Annotated in this window: 14 protein-coding genes, 1 tRNA gene and 1 pseudogene; 8 read left to right on the plus strand and 8 right to left on the minus strand. The window is 72.5% G+C overall.

The window, feature by feature from the left end:
- The first annotated feature begins 9 nt into the window (after nt 1-9).
- From bcp to Mam01_RS18755, 4 genes and pseudogenes are all read left to right on the plus strand, one after another.
- Nucleotides 10-477 carry a thioredoxin-dependent thiol peroxidase gene (gene bcp / locus Mam01_RS18740; RefSeq protein WP_204286589.1) on the plus strand — a complete coding sequence of 156 codons (468 nt, stop codon included), beginning with the start codon at nt 10-12 and terminating at the stop codon, nt 475-477.
- A gap of 285 nt (nt 478-762) precedes the next feature.
- Nucleotides 763-969: pseudogene (locus Mam01_RS37690) on the plus strand (HNH endonuclease); the annotation flags it as partial.
- Nucleotides 970-1,005: 36 nt separating this feature from the next.
- A tRNA-Leu gene (locus Mam01_RS18750) sits at nt 1,006-1,079 on the plus strand.
- 320 nt (nt 1,080-1,399) lie between these two features.
- Complete coding sequence (locus Mam01_RS18755) at nt 1,400-2,593, plus strand: esterase-like activity of phytase family protein (RefSeq protein WP_204286590.1); 1,194 nt, start codon at nt 1,400-1,402, stop codon at nt 2,591-2,593.
- A gap of 103 nt (nt 2,594-2,696) precedes the next feature.
- Here the strand turns inward: Mam01_RS18755 and Mam01_RS18760 are convergent, their stop codons facing one another.
- Complete coding sequence (locus Mam01_RS18760; protein ID WP_150939357.1) at nt 2,697-2,912, minus strand: hypothetical protein; 216 nt, start codon at nt 2,910-2,912, stop codon at nt 2,697-2,699.
- Nucleotides 2,913-3,629: 717 nt separating this feature from the next.
- On the opposite strand from Mam01_RS18760, the gene Mam01_RS18765 reads away from it, so the two are divergent.
- The 4 genes from Mam01_RS18765 to Mam01_RS18780 all read left to right on the plus strand — a co-directional run bounded on the left by Mam01_RS18765 (nt 3,630) and on the right by Mam01_RS18780 (nt 8,980).
- Nucleotides 3,630-4,814, plus strand: coding sequence for a sensor histidine kinase (locus Mam01_RS18765; protein ID WP_239101420.1), 1,185 nt, complete (start codon nt 3,630-3,632; stop codon nt 4,812-4,814).
- A gap of 141 nt (nt 4,815-4,955) precedes the next feature.
- Nucleotides 4,956-5,621 (plus strand): response regulator transcription factor, encoded by a 666-nt coding sequence (locus tag Mam01_RS18770; protein ID WP_239101439.1) that lies wholly within the window; start codon nt 4,956-4,958, stop codon nt 5,619-5,621.
- Nucleotides 5,622-5,734: 113 nt separating this feature from the next.
- Entirely contained in the window at nt 5,735-6,478 is a 744-nt protein-coding gene (locus Mam01_RS18775) for an ABC transporter ATP-binding protein (protein ID WP_204286591.1), read from the plus strand.
- A gap of 3 nt (nt 6,479-6,481) precedes the next feature.
- On the plus strand, nt 6,482-8,980 hold the full coding sequence (locus tag Mam01_RS18780; protein WP_204286592.1) for an ABC transporter permease: 2,499 nt from the start codon (nt 6,482-6,484) through the stop codon (nt 8,978-8,980).
- A gap of 130 nt (nt 8,981-9,110) precedes the next feature.
- Here Mam01_RS18780 and Mam01_RS36765 read toward each other — a convergent pair whose 3' ends face one another.
- From Mam01_RS36765 to Mam01_RS18815, 7 genes are all read right to left on the minus strand, one after another.
- Nucleotides 9,111-10,865 (minus strand): toxin glutamine deamidase domain-containing protein, encoded by a 1,755-nt coding sequence (locus Mam01_RS36765; RefSeq protein ID WP_239101421.1) that lies wholly within the window; start codon nt 10,863-10,865, stop codon nt 9,111-9,113.
- 118 nt (nt 10,866-10,983) lie between these two features.
- Nucleotides 10,984-12,723 carry a molybdopterin-dependent oxidoreductase gene (locus Mam01_RS18790; RefSeq protein ID WP_239101422.1) on the minus strand — a complete coding sequence of 580 codons (1,740 nt, stop codon included), beginning with the start codon at nt 12,721-12,723 and terminating at the stop codon, nt 10,984-10,986.
- Between the two features lie 47 nt (nt 12,724-12,770).
- Nucleotides 12,771-13,373 (minus strand): RdgB/HAM1 family non-canonical purine NTP pyrophosphatase, encoded by a 603-nt coding sequence (gene rdgB / locus Mam01_RS18795; RefSeq protein ID WP_204286593.1) that lies wholly within the window; start codon nt 13,371-13,373, stop codon nt 12,771-12,773.
- 32 nt (nt 13,374-13,405) lie between these two features.
- On the minus strand, nt 13,406-14,122 hold the full coding sequence (gene rph, locus Mam01_RS18800; protein WP_150939365.1) for a ribonuclease PH: 717 nt from the start codon (nt 14,120-14,122) through the stop codon (nt 13,406-13,408).
- 5 nt (nt 14,123-14,127) lie between these two features.
- A complete protein-coding gene (locus Mam01_RS18805) occupies nt 14,128-14,880 on the minus strand; it encodes an MBL fold metallo-hydrolase (protein WP_204286594.1) in 753 nt (250 codons plus the stop codon).
- The gene (gene murI, locus Mam01_RS18810; RefSeq protein WP_373868704.1) at nt 14,877-15,713 is read right to left on the minus strand and encodes a glutamate racemase; all 837 of its coding nucleotides are present in this window, start codon (nt 15,711-15,713) and stop codon (nt 14,877-14,879) included. The genes Mam01_RS18805 and murI overlap by 4 nt, the downstream gene beginning before the upstream one ends.
- A 70-nt stretch (nt 15,714-15,783) precedes the next feature.
- The gene (locus Mam01_RS18815) at nt 15,784-16,578 is read right to left on the minus strand and encodes a thioesterase family protein (protein WP_204286595.1); all 795 of its coding nucleotides are present in this window, start codon (nt 16,576-16,578) and stop codon (nt 15,784-15,786) included.
- Nucleotides 16,579-16,607 lie beyond the last annotated feature (29 nt).

Genomic DNA, 16,607 nt, shown 5'->3' on the forward strand with positions numbered 1-16,607 from the left:
GAGGACGTGATGAGCAAGCTCCAGCCCGGCGACGCCGCGCCGGACTTCACCCTTACCGACGCCGACGACAAGGAGGTCTCGCTGGAGTCCTTCCGTGGCCGCCGGGTCATCCTGTACTTCTACCCGGCGGCGATGACCCCGGGATGCACCAAGCAGGCCTGTGACTTCCGCGACAACCTCGGCGCCCTGACCGAGCAGGGTTTCGTGGTGCTCGGCGTGTCCAAGGACAAGCCGGCCAAGCTGCGGCAGTTCCGCGAGCGCGACACGCTCACGTTCCCGCTGCTGTCGGACACCGGTCTCGAGGTGCACAAGGCCTACGGCGCGTACGGCGAGAAGACGAACTACGGCAGGACCGTGATGGGCGTCATCCGGTCCACGTTCGTCGTCGGCCCCGACGGGAAGGTCGAGAAGGCCCTCTACAACGTGAAAGCCACCGGCCACGTCGCCCGCCTCGTGAAAGAGCTGGGAATTTCCTGATCCACCCCTTTCGCGCAGGTCGCAGAATTGTCGGCGGCGGCCGATACATTCCGCGGCATGCGGAAGTACACGTACACCCCCGAACTGCTGGCCGAAGCGGCGGCCAATGCCGCGAGCATCGCCGACGTGCTGCGTTATCTCGGCATTCCGTGGTCGGGGGGCACCCACGCTCACATCAGCCGCCGCCTCAAGCACTTCGGGATCGACACCTCCCACTTCCGGCGGCACTCGCCCTACAAGGGCAAGCCGTCACCGCGCAGGTACCTGCCGACGGAGATCCTGGTCATGCGGCCCGACGGCTCGCCTCGGCAGAAGCCCACCAAGCTCCGCCGGGCACTCCAGGAAGTGGGAGTCCCCTACCGCTGCGCAGACTGTAAGATAGACGGCAGTTGGCAGGGTCGGCCGTTGACATTGCACATCGACCACGTCAACGGAAACTGGCTGGACAACAGAAAAGAGAATCTGAGATTTCTCTGCCCGAACTGCCATTCTCAGACCGAGAATTTCGCAGGAAAGGGAAGAGGAAAAGGGGTCGTAGCCCAGCCGGCAGAGGCGACGGCTTTAGGTGCCGTGAAGTGCGGGTTCGAATCCCGCCGACCCCACAAAAATTCAAATGAAAATGACAGCGCATTCTCTTCCGCAGAAGAGAGCGATTCTCCTGGTGAAAGGAGAACGGCGCCGGCGAAAATGGCCGTGATGGTTTCGGCGGATGACCTCGCGTTTCTCGAGCGGTATGTCGCGGCGGACGAGGCCCCCTCCCGGTCCTCCGCCATCCGTACGGCCATCGCTCTGCTCCGTGCTCGAAGCGAGCGGGAGTGACGTCATGCGGAGGCTTCTGCCGTGGCGTCCGAAGGGGCAGTTGTCCGTCCATGGCCGCCTGTTGTTGGGGCGTCTGTCACGCGGCGTCCCTAACGTGCCCGCCATGAGAAAGCTTTCGATCACGTTGGGTGCCGCCGCCCTGGCCCTCGGACTGGCGTCCCCCGCGTCGGCCGTTCCCCGGCCCGCGGACTTCGGCCAGGCGACGCTCACGGGATTCGCCGTCCTGCCCGCCGAGACCTTCGTTCCCGGCAGCGAGCCCTCGGGGTCGGCCATCGGCGCCGGGCCGTTCAACGGCATCGCCGCGCCCTTCTCCGGGCAGCCCGTCCAGGGCTTCAGCGGCGTCGTCAGGAGAGGTGACGGCACCTACGACGTGCTGTCCGACAACGGTTACGGCAACAAGGCCAACAGCGCGGACTTCCTGCTGCGGGTCCACCGGATCAGCCCCGATCTCAGGAACGGGACGGTGAAGGTGCTCGGCGGGTTCAACCTGAGCGATCCGGACAGGCGCGTGCCGTTCGCCCTGACCCGGGCCGACCGCGTGCTCACCGGCGCCGACTTCGACGTGGAGTCGATCGTGCGGTCGGCCGACGGCACCTACTGGATCGGCGACGAGTTCGGCCCGTTCCTGCTGCACTTCTCGTCCTCCGGTCGGCTCCTGCGGGCTCCGATCCCGCTGCCCGGGGTCAGGGCCCCGGAGAACCCCGACCTGAACGGCGGGCAGCCGAACATCCGCAGCAGCAAGGGGTTCGAGGGCATGGCGCGCTCGGTGGACGGCCGCCACCTCTACCCGTTGCTGGAGGGGACGGTGGATGGCGACACGCCCGGCGACCTGCGGATGTACGACTTCGACCTGCGCACGGGCCGGTACGGCTCCATATGGCGGACCTATCGGCTGGAGTCGCCCTCGAACGCCATCGGAGACGCGATCTCCGTGGACGACCACCGCTTCCTGGTCATCGAGCGGGACAACGAGCAGGGCGACGCCGCGGCCTTCAAGCGCGTCTACCTGGCGGACGCCGCCGACCGCGACCACGACGGGCGCATGGACAAGAACCTCGTCGCCGACCTGCTGAACCTGGCCAACCCCAGAGGGCTCGGCGGCTTCGGACGGACGTTCCGCTTCCCGTTCCAGACGATCGAGGACGTGGCCCTGCTCGACGACCACACGCTCGCGCTGCTGAACGACAACAACTTCCCGTTCTCGTCCGGCCGTACGGCGGGCAAGGCCGACGACGACGAGTTCATCACCGTACGGCTCGCGCGGCCCCTGCACGCGGACCGGCGCGCGCTCCAGTAAGGCGCGGGACCTTCCGTAGATCCGGTGCGCATCGGGTCTGCCGGAAGAACGCGTAGGCGCGTGCCGGCCACCCTGTTGGCACGCGCCTGCCGGAAACGACGTCTCAGCCGTTCGGCCGGCAGATGATGCCGTTCTCGGTGCGCTGGCACCACTGGGGCAGGCGGCCGTCCTCCCCGCCCGGGAGGCTCCTGCCACGAGGAAGCAGGCCGTCCTGGTCTCCGCCGGCCACCCGGCTCGCCCCGGCGTGCGTCTGATCCCAGATCAGACCGGTGGCGGCCACGACGCCGCCGCCGAGGAGCGCTCCGACGAGCGCCGACACGAGGCCAACGGTGATCAACCGCCCGGTCTGGCCCTGCGGCAGGCGGCCCGCCAGGCGTCCGCGCAGGCCCCCCGGCGGCCGGAGGGACGGGCCTTGAGGGGCGCCCGCGAAGTGCGGCGCCGCTTCCCGCCAGCCGGGGGCGCGCCACCCGGCCCCTCCGGGGCCGAACGCGGACCCGCCGCCCAGCGGAGGGATCGAGGTGGTGCCCGGCGGAAGGATCGCGGGCCTGCCCGGGGGAAGTGCGCGGCGCGCGTTCGCGGGGCCGGCCGGAGGTGGTCCTGGGGTCCCCGGCGATATGCCTGCGGGACTGACGAAAGAGGGTGGTCCGGGAGGGCTCGCGGGACCGTGTGGAGACGACGTCGCCTGCGGAACAGTGCCCGCCTGTGGAACAGTGCCCGCCTGTGGAACGGTGCCCGGCTGCGTGACGGCACTCCCCTGCGGCACGATGCTCACCTCCGTGACAGCGCTCCCCTGCGGCAGGGCGCCCGGATCTGGGCGCGGGCCGCGCGACTCGTCCTCAGCGCCGCGCGGCACCGCGTCCTGACCCGCCATTCAGATCTCCCTTACCCGCTTCCAAGAAGCGTTCCCGGTAACCATGATGCGCTGTGATCCGTAAGAATCGCGTAAGCGCCGCCGCCGGCTGCGACCTGAGTCGTACGGCGGTATCCGCCGCAAGGGTGAGACCTTTCTGAACAGCCGATACGTATCGTGGGGTACGTGTTCGGCAGTATGCGCGCCTGGACCCGGCGCCACAGCAGGATCGTGGACACGCTGGCGATCTCCCCGCTGGCGCTGTTGTGCGTGTCGACGGTCGAGGCCTTCAGTCGTACCAGCGGAATGATGAACGCGCGGCACGTCGGCGTGCCCGTGCTGCTCCTGCTGTCCGCCGCGCTCGTCGTGCCGCTGCTGTGGCGGCGCAACCATCCGCGCGAGGTCTTCGCGGTGGTGTCGGTGGTCAGCTTCGCGCAGTGGCTGCTGAACATCGCCGTCCTGCCCGCGAACCTGGCGGTGCTCGTCGCGATGTACGGCGTCGCCGCCCGCTGCACGCGGCGGTGGGCGCTGGCCGCCGGCGTGGTCGCCGAGGGAGGGCTGCTGCTCGCCATGCTGAGCTGGTCTCCCGATCCCATGCGGGCGTGGCCCTCGGCCTCGGTCTTCGTCGTCGCCGTCTGGATCGGCGGCATGTACGCCAACACCCGCCGCCGATACGTGGAGAGCCTGGTGGAACGCGCCGAACGGGCCGAGCGGGAACGCGACCAGCAGGCCCGCATCGCGGCCGCCGCCGAGCGCGCCCGCATCGCCCGCGAACTGCACGACGTGGTGGCGCACAACGTCAGCGTGATGGTCGTCCAGGCCGACGGCGCGGCGTACGCGATCGACAGCGACCCGGAGCAGGCGCGGCGCGCCATGCAGGCGATCTCGGGGACCGGACGGCAGGCGCTGGCGGAGATGCGCAGGCTGGTGGGCGTGCTGCGGCAGGACGCGGGCAGCCCGGCCGAGGAGTACGCGCCGCAGCCCGGCGTCGCGCAACTGGACGAGCTGGTCAGGCAGGTCAGGGACTCGGGGCTGCCGACCGAGTTCACGGTGTCCGGCACTCCCCGCGCGCTGCCGGAGGGCGAGCAGCTCGCCGTCTACCGGATCGTGCAGGAGGCGCTGACCAACGCGATCAAGCACGGCGGCCCGGGCACGCGGGCGCGGGTGGAGATGACGTACGGCCCGGGGCTGATCGAGCTGCGGGTCAGCGACGACGGCAGGGGCGCGGCGGCGCCGCGGGTGGTCGGCGGCCACGGCCTGATCGGGATGCGGGAGAGGGTGGCGATGTACGGCGGGAGCGTCGAGGCGGCGCCCCGTTCGGGCGGGGGCTTCCAGGTGGTCGCCCGTATCCCCGCCGGAATGGCCGCCTGAGTCCGTGCGCCCCTGCCAGAAGGACTCGCCCGTGCCGCGTCACGCTCTCGGGCCGGTCCGGGAGAAGGCTCCGAGCCCGTCCGCCGGCGGGCTCGCGTACGGTGTCGGAAGCGCGACGGTGACGAGCGGAGCGAAGTGGCAGTGATACGCGTCATGCTGGTCGACGACCAGGAGCTGGTGCGGACGGGGTTCCGGATGGTCCTCGGGGCGCAGCCGGACATCGAGGTCGTGGGTGAGGCGGCGGACGGGCAGGCCGCCGTCGAGGCGCTGCGTACGATCGAGGCCGACGTCGTCCTGATGGACGTCCGGATGCCCCGGATGGACGGCGTGGAGGCGGCCCGTGTGATCTGCGCCGCGCCCGGCGGCCCCAGGGTGCTGATCCTGACGACGTTCGACCTGGACGAGTACGCGTTCGCGGCGATCAAGGCGGGCGCGGCGGGGTTCCTGCTCAAGGACGTGCCCCCGGCCGAGCTGATCAGCGCGATCCGGTCGGTGCATTCGGGGGACGCGGTGGTCGCGCCGAGCACGACCCGCCGGCTGCTCGACCGGTTCGCCGTGCTCCTGCCGGAGGGGGACCGGCGGCGGCAGGACACCGGCGCCCTGACGGCGCGGGAGCGGGAGGTGCTCTTCCACGTGGCCCGCGGCCTGTCGAACACCGAGATCGCGACGCGCCTCCATCTGGCGGAGGCGACCGTGAAGACCCATCTCGGCCGGGTGCTGGCCAAGCTCGGGCTGCGGGACCGGGCTCAGGCCGTCGTGTACGCGTACGAGACCGGGGTGGTCTCCCCCGATCATCCGAGGGGCTGATCCGGGACTACCCCGAAAGTCGCACCCGCGCCTCGCCACCCGTCCCGGGGCCGCACGCCGAGAACGTCCGCGAGGCCGAGGAAACGCCCTGATCACGCCCATAGCGTGGGCTTATGAGCACAACAACCCAGACCCGCACCGCCGTGGTCGCGCGGGGCCTGACCAAGGTGTACGGCACGGGCGACGCCGCGGTGCACGCCCTGCGCGGCGTCGACGTCGACTTCGCCGCCGAGGCCTTCACCGCGATCATGGGGCCGTCCGGCTCCGGCAAGTCGACGCTGATGCACTGCCTGGCCGGGCTCGACACCGTGACGGACGGGCGGGTGGCCATCGGTGACGCCGAGCTCACCCGGCTGGGCGACAAGCAGCTCACGCTGCTGCGGCGCGAGCGCGTGGGTTTCATCTTCCAGGCGTTCAACCTGCTGCCGACGCTGACGGCCGAGCAGAACATCCGGCTCCCGCTGGAGATCGCGGGCCGCCAGGCCGACCAGGCGCTGTTCGACCGGGTGATCGAGACGGTGGGCCTGCGGGACCGGCTCGGGCACCGGCCGAGCGAGCTGTCGGGCGGCCAGCAGCAGCGCGTCGCCGTGGCGCGGGCGCTGATCAGCAAGCCTCAGGTGATCTTCGCCGACGAGCCGACCGGCAACCTCGACTCGCGCAGCGGCGCGGAGGTGCTGGCGTTCCTGCGCAGGTCGGTACGCGAGCTCGGGCAGACGATCGTGATGGTGACCCACGACCCGGTGGCGGCGTCGTACGCCGACCGGGTGATCTTCCTGCGGGACGGGCTGCTGGTGAGCGAGCTGGAGCGGCCGACGCCGCAGACCGTGCTCGACGCGCTGATGGCGCTGGAGGCCTGAGCCGTGTTCCGGACCACTCTCGCCGGGCTCCTGGCGCACCGGCTCCGCCTGATGCTCACCTCCCTGGCCATCGTGCTCGGGGTCGGGTTCATCGCGGGCACGTTCGTGCTCACCGACACGATCGACGCCGGGTTCTCCCGGTCGTTCGCCGCGGACGCCGACAAGGTGGACGTGGTGGTGACGCCCGCGGACGACGCGGACGCCGAGGACGACGGCATCCTGCCGGAGCGCGCGCTCGCCGCGGTCAGGGCGGTGCGGGGCGTCCGGGACGCCCAGCCGGTGCTGTCCGGCGACGCGCCGCTGATCGGCAGGGACGGCAAGGTCGTGGGCGACTACCCCACCGCCGGCGTCTCCATCCCGGCGAGCCGCATGAAGATCACATCCGGTAGGGCGGCCTCCGCCGCCGGCGAGGCGGTGCTCGACAAGAACACCGCCAAGGCCCAGGGGTACGCGCCCGGGGCCACCGTCGCCGTGCTCGACAAGGCGGGCAAGCGGCACGAGTTCCGGCTCGTCGGAATCTTCGACGTGGGTCTCGACCAGAACCTCGCCTACCGGGGAGCGGTCGCTTTTACCCCGGAAACGGCCCGGCTCGTCACCGGCGCGAAGGGCTTCACCGAGATCGACGTCGTCTCCTCCGGTCCCACTCCGGAGACCCTGCGTACGGCCGTCGCGGCGGCCGTGGGAAGCGGCGTGAAGGTCATGACCGGGCGGGAACGCGGCGACGAGCTGGCCCGGAGCAACCACGTGGACACGGCGTTCCTCCGGACGGGGCTGCTGCTGTTCGCCGCGGTCGCGCTGCTCGTCGCCGCGCTCGTGATCTACAACACCTTCGGCATCCTGGTCGCCCAGCGGACCCGCGAGATGGCGCTGCTGCGCTGCATCGGCGCGACGAGGCGCCAGGTCTTCGCCTCGATCGTGCTGGAGTCGGCCGTGGTGGGCCTGCTGTCGTCGGTGCTCGGCCTGCTGACCGGCCTCGGCCTTGGCGCCGCCGCCGTCGCCGCGCTGAAGGCGTTCGGCGCGGACGTCCCCACGGGCACCGTGAGCCTCTCCCCGCAAACCATCGCCATCGGGCTGTGCACCGGCGTCGTCGTGACGATGGCCGCCGCGCTGCTCCCCGCGCGTCAGGCCACCCGCGTGCCGCCCGTCGCGGCGCTGGGCACGCAGGCCGAGGAGCACACGTTCCGCACCGGCGTCGTCCGGGTGGTCTTCGCCGCGCTGTTCACGGTGGCGGGGGCCGGCCTCACCGCGGCGGGCGTGCTCCAGAGCCCGGGCCAGGCGGCGCTGCTGACGGTCATGGCCGGCGGCGTGCTCGTCTTCTTCGCGGTGCTCGTCCTCGGGCCGGTGATCGTACGGCCGCTGAGCGGGCTGGCGGGCTGGGTCCCGGCGCGGCTGTTCGGCGTGCCGGGGCGGCTCGCGGTGGACAACTCCCGGCGCAATCCCAAGCGCGCGGCGACCACCACCGTGGCGCTGACCGTCGGCGTGACGCTGATGACGTTCATGTCGGTCCTGACCGCGACGGTGCGGAGCACCGTGGGCGACCAGCTCGACCGGCAGTTCCCGGCCGACTACATCCTGACGGCGCAGACGGGCGGCATCCCCCGCTCGATCGCCGACAGCCTGCGCGCGAGCCGCGACCTGTCCTCGGTGACCGAGTTCCGGGGGAAGAAGGCCAAGGTGAACGGCCACGACTACGAGGTGGGCACCGTCACCCGATCGGCCCTCGGCACCTCCGTCAGAACGGAGGCGTCGGCCGGCACGCTGGACCGCCTCGGCGTGGGCAATGTCGCCGTGGCCGACTATGTGGCCCAGGACCTCGGTGTCAAGGTCGGTGACCACGTGACCGTCACGTCGGGCGGGCGGAGCGTCCCGCTCACGGTGGTGGCGGTGTTGAAGGCCGGCGTGTCCCTGCTGCCGCCGTTCACCATGGCGGAGCAGACCTTCGAGCAGCGCTTCGGCAGGGTCGACGACGCGCAGATCCTGGTGAACGCCGCCCCCGGCGTGCCCGCCGAGCGGGCGCGCGCGGTCGTCGACGACGCGACCGCGGCCTACCCGGCGGTGAAGGTCGGCAGCACGACCGAGATCCGCGGCCAGTTCGACGAGGCGATCGACACCGTGCTCATGGTGGTCACCGGGCTGCTGGCCCTCGCGATCGTGATCTCGCTGCTCGGCATCGCGAACACGCTGTCGCTGTCGGTCCACGAGCGCACCCGGGAGTCGGCGCTGCTGCGCGCGCTCGGCCTGACCCGGCCGCAACTCCGGGGGATGCTGTCGGTCGAGGCGCTGGTTCTCGGCCTGGTGGGCGCGATCGTCGGCGTCGTGCTCGGGGTGGTGTACGGCTGGGCGGCTACGGCGACGCTGACGCAGGACGTCTCCTTCCGGCTCCCGGTCACGCAGATCCTGGTCTTCATCGCCGCCTCGGGCCTGGCGGGAGTGCTCGCCGCGGTGCTGCCCGCCCGGCGCGCGGCCCGCGCCTCGGTCGTCGGCGCGCTGGCGGCCTCCTGACCGGACGACGGCCCCTTGGATGGGCCGGGCGCCGCGTCCGCCGGATCCGGCGGACGCGGCGCCCACGCGCGGCGCGCACCGCGCAGGCCTCGGCACAGGCACCGTCTGCGGCGACCTCCGGTTCAGGCCGTCACAGACCTCGGCCCTGGCGGTCGACGACCACCGCGAAGACGCCCGTGACGTCCTCGTACGGCGGGTCCACCGCCATGTGCCCCCGCTGGGCGTCGATCCACAGGACCTCTCCCCGGCAGTTCACGGCGTTCCACGCGTGGCTGCCGCCCCCGGCCCACCGGGTGATGAGGACGGCGGCCGCGCCGTGCCCGCCGAAGATCAGCCGCTGGGCGACGGCCACGTACGCCCGGCGGCCGTGGCCCACGTACTCGAAGCGGTGCCCGAGCCACGCCTCGGCCCGCGCGACGCCCCCGGTCTCCCCGGTCAGCAGCGGCCGGCCGGACGGGTCGTACTCGGGATGCCTGCGCGCCGCCACCACGGGCTCGCCGTGCCAGGTCGACATCACCGACAGCGCGCAGTCGACGGCGTTGTTGGACCTGAACGCGTCCTCCGTGGGACCTTCGGCGTTGATGAGGCGGATCCAGGTGCCGCGCGGGTCCGGGAAGCGCCCGTTCACCGCCTGTGCCAGGCTCGCCTGCCCCTCTTGGTCCGCCTCGGCCAGGCCACCCGGCCGGCCGTACGTGCGGGTCTCCTCCAGCCGCCGGGGACGATCCGGGCCGTCCAGCCAGTCGCGCTCCGTCTCGTCCCGCAGGACGGCCGACCAGAAGTCGTCGCCGTCGGCGAACTCGTCCGTCCCGGCGTCCGCGCCCTGGCCCATCTCGTGGCCCATCTCGCGGCCCATCTCGCGGCGTGCTTCGGCACCCGCTGCGAAACCCACCTCCGGCGTCGCCTCAGGAGCGACGCCCGCGCCCGCCCGGAGACCGGCTCCCCCACCCGTCTCGGGCCCCGTCACCGCACCCGACTCGGGAGCTACCTCGGAAGCAGTCCGCGCGCCTGCCTCGGGGGCGTCGCCGGACGCCTCGTCCTGACGGGATTCCGCGGTCTCGCCGGAGTGCCCGAGATGGCCGACCTCCGGGACGGCCTCGTCCGGCCATCCGCATTCGGCCGAAGCGACCGCGTCCGTTTCCCCGGGAACCGGCCGCTCGCCGTCGCCCGCGTCCGTCGCACTGCCGTCCAGCATGCGGGCCGTCGCGCCGCCGTCCACTGGGCCGTGCGGTGATCCCGAGACGCCGGCGGACGGGTAGCCACCGGGCACGGCCGGTGCCGCGCCGCTGTCCTCCTCGCCCTGGTTCGCCTCGCTGTCCTCGGCGTACGGAAGCGCGTCCTCGGCATCGGGGAGGTCGGTCCTGGCGACGGCGTCCTGACCGTCGTCCACGGGCGGAAGCGCGCCGGTGTGCTCCGCACCAGGTGCCGGGCCATCGGGAACGGCGGAGGCGGCGGTCCCCCCGGCCGCCGCCTCCGCCGTCTCCCCGGTGATCGCCTCGGTGGTCTCCTCGGTGGTCGCCTCGGTGGTCACGGCGGCCTGAGGATCGCCGTCGTCCTCCCTGATCCCGGTCTCCTCGGCGGGTGTCGTGGCGGGGACGGCGTCCCGGATCACCGGCGGCCCGCCGCGGCGGCCGACCGACATGCTCAGGCCGTGGCCCGCGTTGTCACCGTTCCTGGCGGCGGGGACGACCGGCACGGCCCCGGCCTCCACGCCCAGCGGCAGTGCCGCGATCCGCACCTCCAGGCGGCGGTCCCCCAGCGAGGGAGCAGGCGCCTCGGCGGCCTGCTCGTAGTCCCGCCATCGCCGGCCGTCGGCCGCGACGACCGGGTTGTACACACCCGACGGCAGCCGCCACCTCGCATGCCGACGCGCCTTCTCCTGGTTCACGCGTTTGGCCCCCCTCTTCGCGCCCCATCAGGGTGCCGATGGTAGGGGCGGGCCCTACGAGGCGCGGCGGGTTTTCCCAACTCCAGACCCAGCCGGTTGTGAGCGTCCGTGGCGAGGCTCAGCGGACCGTGACGGTGACGGAGTGATACCCGGTCGCGCCGTCCGGCGCGGGCGGCGCCTCGTCCGCGGTCTGGGTGTAGCCGGTGGCGTCGGTGGCCCGCACCGCGATCGTGTGTCTGCCCGGCGTCAGGTCCACCTCGAGCGACCACTGCCGCCAGGTGTCGGGCCCTGTCGTGCCGGCCAGCCTGGCCTGCTGCCATCCGGCGCCGTCCACCCGCACCTCCACCGCGTCGATGCCCCGGTGCTGGGCCCACGCCACCCCCGCCACGGTCGTGCGGCCCGCCCGGACCTTGTCCCCGCCGCGCGGCAGGTCGATCCTCGACTGGGTCTTGATCGGGCCCTTCGCCGCCCATCCGCGGGGCGTCCAGTACGCCTCGTCCCGGTCGAACCGGGTGACCTTGATCTCGGTCACCCACTTGGTCGCCGAGACGTACCCGTACAGCCCGGGGACGACCTGGCGGACCGGGAAGCCGTGCTCCTCGGGCAGCACCTCGCCGTTCATCGCGACGGCCAGCAGCGCGTCCCGGCCGTCCATGACCACGTCGACCGGTGTGCCGCAGGTCCAGCCGTCCTCGGAGACGCTGAGCAGCATGTCGGCCTCGCGCCGGATCCCGGCGTCGCGCAGCACGTCGGCCAGGCGCGCGCCGAGCCAGCGCGCGTTGCCGGCGTACGACCCGCCGACCTCGTTGGACACACAGGTCAGCGTGACGTCGGCCTCCGTCAGGGGCCGTTTGAGCAGATCGGCGAAGGTCAGCTCGACCGGCCGGTCCACCAGTCCGTGGATCTTCAGCGTCCAGCGGGCCGGGTCCACCGTCGGCACCACGAGAGCGGTGTCCACCCGGTAGAAGTCCGCGTTCGGGGTCACGAACGGGGTGAGGCCCGGGATGCGCAGGTCCGCCCCGGCCGGGATGGGCGCGGCCGGCCGCGCCGCACGCGGGAGGACCTTCGCCACGCCGCGCCTGGCCAGTTCGCCGTTCTTGCGCCCGGACAGCAGCCATCCGCCGAGCCCTCCGGCTCCCGCCACCACGACGCCCGCCGTCACCCCGTTCAGCAGCCTGCGCCGGTCGAACGCGTACGCCTCCGCGGCCGGCGCGGAAGGCTGCCTGAGGCCTGAAGACATGGTTCCCGGCCGCATCACGGCGGGCGTGGCCGGGCCGGCCGGGCTGCTGACCGGGACGACGTCGCTCACCGGCTGGGCCGGGGTGTGGCTTCGGGCCTCGGCGGCCCTGTCAGCGGCCCTGCTGGCGGCGACGTAGTCGTCCTCGTCGCTCCGCGTGGCGCGCCGCCACAGCCGCGAGAGGGCGTACACCCCGGCCGCCGCCCCTGCGAGCGAGGGCAGCACGTGCGCCGCTCCGGCGTCCGGCCGGGACAGCGCCGCGGCGGCGCCGACGAGCCCGAAGACGGCCAGCCCCGCCATGCCGTACGCGGTCCGGCGGCGGGCGAGCAGTCCGAGCCCGGCGGCGATGAGCGCGAGCACCAGGACGATCCCGGTCAGCAGCACCGGCTTGTCGCCGGAGCCGAACGTGCGGATCGCCCACTCCTTCAGACCGGCGGGCGTGGCGTCGATCACGGCGCCGCCCACCGCGACGACCGGCGCCGCGGCGGGATCGACCAGACCGGCGACGAGCTGGGCCGTCCCCAGCGCCACCGCGGCGGCGACGAGGCCGGTCAGAACGGCGGCCCAGGTGGGCACGCCCGTGCTCTCGCGGGTGCCTTCGCGGATGCCTTCTGCGTTCACGGTCCGAACGCTACGCCCGCGCCCGCCCCGGCGGTCTTACGGCCCGATTACGAGACGACTCGGCCGATCACCGGAGCCAGCGCGCGGAAGGCCCGGCCCCGGTGGCTGATCGCGTCCTTCTCCTCGGCCGACATCTCGGAGGTCGTCCGGGTGTCGCCGTCCGGCACGAAGATCGGGTCGTAGCCGAAGCCGCCCGTGCCGCGCCGCTCGCGGATCAGGAAGCCGTGCATGGCCCCCTCCACCACGTGTTCCTCCCCGCCCGGCAGCGCGAGCGCCGCGCAGCAGGCGAAGTGGGCCTGGCGGCGGCCGTCCGGCACGTCGCCGATCTGCGCCAGCAGCAGGTCGAGGTTGGCGTCGTCGTCGCCGTGACGGCCCGACCAGCGGGCGGAGAAGATGCCCGGCATGCCGTTCAGAGCCTCCACACAGAGGCCTGAGTCGTCGGCGACGGCGGGCAGGCCGCTCTGCGAGGCCACCGCGTGCGCCTTGAGCAGCGCGTTCTCGGCGAAGGTGAGGCCGGTCTCGGCCACGTCGCCGATGTGCGGGAAGGCCTCCAGGCCCAGCAGTTCGACCGGCACCCCGGCGTCGGCGAGGATCCGGCGCAGCTCGACGATCTTCCCGGCGTTCCGGGTGGCCAGGACCACCTTGTTCATGCTCTCGTCCTCGGTACTCGTCGGGAGAGGGGTCAGGAGAGGGCCTCGGTCTGCAGGCGGGTGAGCTCGGCGCAGCCGCTCGCGGCGAGGTCGAGCAGGCCGTTCAGCGTCGTGCGGTCGAAGGGCGTGCCCTCGGCCGTGCCCTGGACCTCCACGTAGTCGCCCCTGCCGGTCATGACCACGTTCATGTCGGTCTCGGCCTTGACGTCCTCGCTGTAGTCGAGGTCGAGCATGGGCTCGGTGCCGACGATCCCGACCGAGACGGCGGCGACCGAGTTCACCAGGGGGTCGCCGGGGCACATCCGGCGCTGCCGCATCCAGGTGATCGCGTCGGCCAGCGCGACGTACGCGCCGGTGATGGCGGCGGTGCGGGTGCCGCCGTCGGCCTGCAGCACGTCGCAGTCGAGCAGCACGGAGTTCTCGCCCAGGGCCTTGTAGTCGACGCAGGCGCGCAGGGAGCGGCCGATCAGCCGGGAGATCTCGTGGGTACGCCCGCCGATCTTGCCGCGGACCGACTCGCGGTCGGTGCGGGTGTTGGTCGACCGGGGCAGCATGGCGTACTCGGCCGTCACCCAGCCCAGCCCGCTGCCCTTGCGCCAGCGGGGCACGCCGCTCTCGACCGTCGCGGCGCACAGCACCTTGGTGCCCCCGAACTCCACCAGTACGGAGCCCTCCGCGTGGGCGAGCCAGTTCCGGGTGATGGTCACGGGACGTAGCTGGTCGGATCGACGACCGTGTGAACGAGCCATACGGGTCACCCTAGGTCATACACGGCGCCGCTCCGCGCCAACTCCATCGGCCCGTCGAAACCGCCGCGCGAGGCGTCCTCCAGGATGCGGGCCTTGTCGTACCACGGCACGAGGTGGGTGAGGACGAGCGTGCCGACGCCCGCCCGCGCGGCGTGCTCGGCCGCCTGCCTGCCGCTGAGGTGCAGGCCGGGCACGAGGCCCGGCTCGTCGAGGAAGGACGCCTCGCACAGCAGCACGTCGGCGTCGTGGGCGAGCTTGACCAGTTCGGCCGACTCCCCGGTGTCCGCCGAGTACGCCACCGAACGGCCCCTGTGGGACACGCGGAAGCCGTACGTCTCCACCGGGTGGTTCATGGGGGCGGCCGTCACCTCGAACGGGCCGACGTGCCGCGTGCCGGGCGACAGCCGCAGGAAGTCGAAGGAGTTCTCCAGCACCGGCTCGTCCGGCATGGCGTACGCCGCGTTGAGCCGCTTGGAGGCTCCGGCGGGGGCGTGCACCGGGATCTTCGGCAGGGGGCCGTCCGGGGTGTAGGTGCGGACGACGTGGTAGGCGCACAGATCGAGGCAGTGGTCGGCGTGCAGGTGGGACAGCAGGACGGCGTCGACGTCGTAGAGCCCGGCATGCCGCTGGAGGGCGCCCAGCGACCCGCTGCCGAAGTCGACGAGCATCCGGAAGCCCTCGGCTTCGAGGAGATAGCAGGAGGACGGGCTGTCGGGGCCGGGGAAGCTGCCCGAGCACCCGACGACGGTCAGCTTCATCGCGGGCTCCCCACGCCGGTCGCCTCGCCGAGCCCGGGGGCGGTCCGCTCCACCGACTGAAGCTCTGGGCCGAGGAACCGCTGCCCGAGCCGTTCGAACAGTTCGGTGTCGCCCGTCGCCCGGAAGCGGTGCCCCGGCACGCCCGCGCCGTTGGACAGCCCCCGGTCGTGCAGGATCCGGTAGACGTCCTTGGCGGTCTCCTCGGCGCTCGACACGAGCGTGACCCCGTCCCCGGCGACGTACGACAGCGCGCCGGTGAGCAGCGGATAGTGGGTGCAGCCGAGGATCAGCGTGTCGCAGCCGGCGTCCTGGATCGGCTTGAGGTAGCCCCGGACCACCTCGATGAGATCGTCGCTCATCGTCTCGCCGCGCTCGACGAACTCGACCAGCAGGGGTGCGGCCACCGCGACCAGTTCGACGTCGGGGGCGGCGGCGAAGGCGTCGTGGTAGGCCATCGACTCGATGGTGGCCCGCGTGGCGATCACGCCGACCCTGCCGTTCCTGGTGGCCCGCACGGCCCGCCGCGCGGCGGGCTGGATCACCTCGACGACGGGGACGTCGTAGCGCTCCCTGGCGTCCCTGAGCACGGCGGAGCTGGCGCTGTTGCACGCGATCACCAGCATCTTCACCCCGTGCTCGACCAGGTGGTCCATCACCTCCAGCGCGTAGGCGCGGAGCTCGGCGATGCGCTTGGGCCCGTACGGCTGGTTGGCCGTGTCGGCCACATAGAAGATCGATTCGTGGGGCAGCTGGTCGATGATCGCCCGGGCGACGGTCAGGCCGCCCACCCCGCTGTCAAAGATCCCGATCGCCCTGCTGTTGTCCTCCGGCACGCTTCCCAAGGTTAGGGGACCGGTCCCCGCCGCCGACGGTAAGAAACCTCACAACGCGCGGGGGCGGCCGTCAGCCGCGGCCGAGCCGGGCGAGCTGGCGTGACTGGGCGACCAGCCGGCCCGCCGAGTCCCACACCTCGACCTCCTCGTCGAACCAACCGTCGCTGATCAGCCGCCCGCCGCCGATGAGGGTGAGCCACCCCGGCGCGGGCAGGGCGCGCAGGTGCCAGGTCAGCTCGACCGTGGGGGCCCAGCCCCGCGCCCCCGCCGAGAACACGACCGGCGGCAGCGCGTCCACCGCCATCGCGAGCACGAACGGGTCGGGGTCCTGCGGCTCGGCCAGCCGGAAGTAGGCCCGCGACTCGGGCCGTCCGGTGGGCTCCCCGGTCAGCCAGCCGATCGTGGGCGGGTCGAACAGCATCTCCATCCGCGCGCTGAAGTTCATCGCCGACGCGGCCTTGGGATCGGGCAGGCGCACGCAGCCGTCCAGGCCGGGCATGTCCGCCGACGGGCCGTCCGACCAGTCCGGGGCCGCCGATCCGTCCAGCGTGGCGGTCGTGACGAGCATCTCGACGGACGTCTCGCCGTCCCGCACGAGCCGCGCCCGGGTCATCGCGGCGGTACGGCCCGACTTGAGCTGGTCGAGCACGACCTGGGCCGGGCCCGGCCGGGCCACCCGCAGGAACTGGGCACTGGTGGACACCGGGTGCGGGTGCGGCGAGGCGTCCGTCACCGCGCGCAGCACGGTGGCCATGAGATAACCGCCGTTCAGCGGCCCGCCCATGGAGTATCCGTCGTCGAGACACACGTCGTAGGTGGTGTCGTCGATCCGGATCGCCCGCGTGGCCTCGTCGAACTTGGTCATGCGCCCCTCGCCGCTCTACCGAATGATGT

This window comes from Microbispora amethystogenes (genome assembly GCF_016863015.1).
Classification (GTDB): Bacteria; Actinomycetota; Actinomycetes; order Streptosporangiales; family Streptosporangiaceae; genus Microbispora; species Microbispora amethystogenes.